At 70.3% G+C, this 2,421-nt stretch carries 1 protein-coding gene; it reads right to left on the reverse strand.

Annotated features, from left to right (window positions below; all coding sequences use genetic code 11):
* A partial coding sequence (locus AC2VOK_RS13180; RefSeq protein ID WP_428900874.1) for a non-ribosomal peptide synthetase occupies positions 1–2,421 on the reverse strand: 2,421 nt, incomplete at both ends.

A 2,421-nucleotide genomic window follows, 5' to 3' on the forward strand; every position in this document is an offset into this window, starting at 1 on the left:
AGCGAAGCTGACCGTCCGCACCCCACCACACCAGGTCCCCGGTGCGATACATCCGCGCCCCCGGCGCCCCGAACGGACACGCCACAAACCGCGTCGCACTCAGACCGGCGCGGCCCACGTAGCCCGCGGCCACCCCCGCCCCGGCCACATACAACTCCCCCACCACACCGACCGGTATTTGCCGCAGGTGCCTATCCAGTACGAAGAAGCCGAGATGGGCCAGCGGCACCCCGATCGGACTCGCCGTGTTGTCCACGTCGGCAGCCAGGATCTCCCGGAACGAGGCGTGCACCGTCGTCTCGGTGATCCCGTACATGTTGATCAGCCGCGGCAAGCCCGGGTGATTCTGCCGCCAGGACCGCAGCCGTTGGGGTTCCAGCGCCTCGCCGCCGAATACCACGGTCTCGAGTGTGAGCTGCGGACCCCGCTCGGGCACCAACGCATCGGCGGCCTGCAGCGCATAAAAGGCCGACGGGGTCTGGCTCAACATGGTGACCCGCTCAGCGGCCAGCACCGCGTGCAGATCCTCCGGCGAGCGCACCACCGCGTCGGGCACCACCACCACCCGGCCGCCGTACAGCAACGCCCCCCACATTTCCCACACCGAGAAGTCGAACGCCAACGAATGACATTGCGACCACACCTGCCCCGCCAACCCCAGGTCGGCGTCCAGGGTCTCCAGCAACCGGGTCACGTTGCGATGCGGGATGGCCACCCCCTTCGGGGTACCGGTGGTCCCGGAGGTGTAAATGAGATACGCGACGTCGTCCGGACCCGGGACCGGCAGGGATGCCCGGGACGGGGACGCGACAGCGGAGCCTTCGAGATCATCGACGTCGACGACCGACAGATCGCGCCCGTCCAGCCGCGGGCGCAACTCGCCTGTCGTGACCGCGGCGATCGGCGCGGCATCACCGAGCACGAAGCCCATCCGGGCCTCCGGCACCGCCGGATCGATCGGCACATACGCCGCCCCGGTTTTCGCCACCGCCACGATCGCCACGATCGCCTGCGCCGAACGGGGTAAGAGCACCGCCACCCGCTGCCCGGGGCCCGCGCCACGGCCGGCCAACAGCTGCGCCAACCGGTCGGCCGCCTCGTCCAGCTCCCGGTACGTCAGCGACGAGCCTTCGAAGGTCACTGCCGTCGCCTCCGGAGCGCGCGCGACCTGCACGGCGAACGCCGCCGGAATCGACACCGGCGCGCCCATCGGCTGGGTCAGGGCCGCCCGATTGCCCCACCCGTCCAGCCGGGCGTGCTCGGCCTCGTCGAGCACGTCCATCGACGAGAGCCGCCGAGCCGGATCAGCGGTCATCACCATCAACACCCGCTCGAACCGCTCGATCAGGGTGCGGATGGTCTCCGCGTCGAACACGTCGGTGCGGAACTCGACCGTCCCGCCGATTCCGACGGGTTCACCGGTCTCGCTCCAGCGGTCGGCCAGGTTGAACGTCAGATCCATGCGGGCGGTGTGGGTGTCCACCGGCAGCGGGGTGACCTGCAGGTCGCCCAGGGCCAACCCGGCGGCGTCGGTGTCCTGCCAGGCGAAGTTCTGCCAGGCCAGCATCACCTGTACGAGCGGGTGATGGGTCAGGCTCCGCGTCGGCCTGAGCCGCTCCACCAGCAGCTCGAAGGGCACGTCCTGATGTTCGTAGGCGGCCAGGCTGCGCCGGCGCACCTGGGCCAGCAGCTCGGCGACGCTGGGGTCACCGGCCAGGTCGACCCGCAGCACCAGGGTGTTGACGAAAAAGCCCACCAGCTCGTCCAGCGCCGCGTCGCCGCGCCCGGCGATCGGGAATCCCACCGCCACCTCGCTGCTGGCACTCAGCCCCGACAGCAGCGCCGCGAGGGCGGCTTGCAGCACCATGAAGCTGGTCGCGTTGTGCTCGCGGGCCACCCGGGCGACCTGCTGCTGCAGCTCGGCCGGCCAGTCCACCGTCAGCGTGGCGCCGCGGTAGTCGGCGACCGGCGGGTAGGGCCGATCGGTGGGCAGCTGCAGGTGCTCGGGCATGCCGGCCAGCGCATCCTCCCAGTAGGCCAGCTGCTCGGCGATGCGACTGTCCTCATCATCGAGATCGCCGAGCTGCGCGCGCTGCCACAGCGTGTAGTCGACGTACTGCACCGTCAGATCGGCCCAGCCGGGGGCCTGCCCCGCGCATCGGCTGACGTAGGCCGCCCCCAGGTCGTTGACCAACGGGGTGATCGACCATCCGTCGGCGGCGATGTGGTGCACGACGGAGACGTACACGTAGTCGTCGTCGGCCAGGCGGAAAAGCCTCGCCCGCAGGGGGATCTCGGTTGCCAGATCGAACGCGTGACTCACCACGGTGTCGATCGCCTCGGCCAGTTGGCTTTCCGGCCATCCGGTGGCATCCACGACGGTCCAGCCGAAGTCGGCCCGCTCGGCGGGCACCACCAGCT

This window comes from Mycobacterium sp. TH-M116, assembly GCF_057473685.1.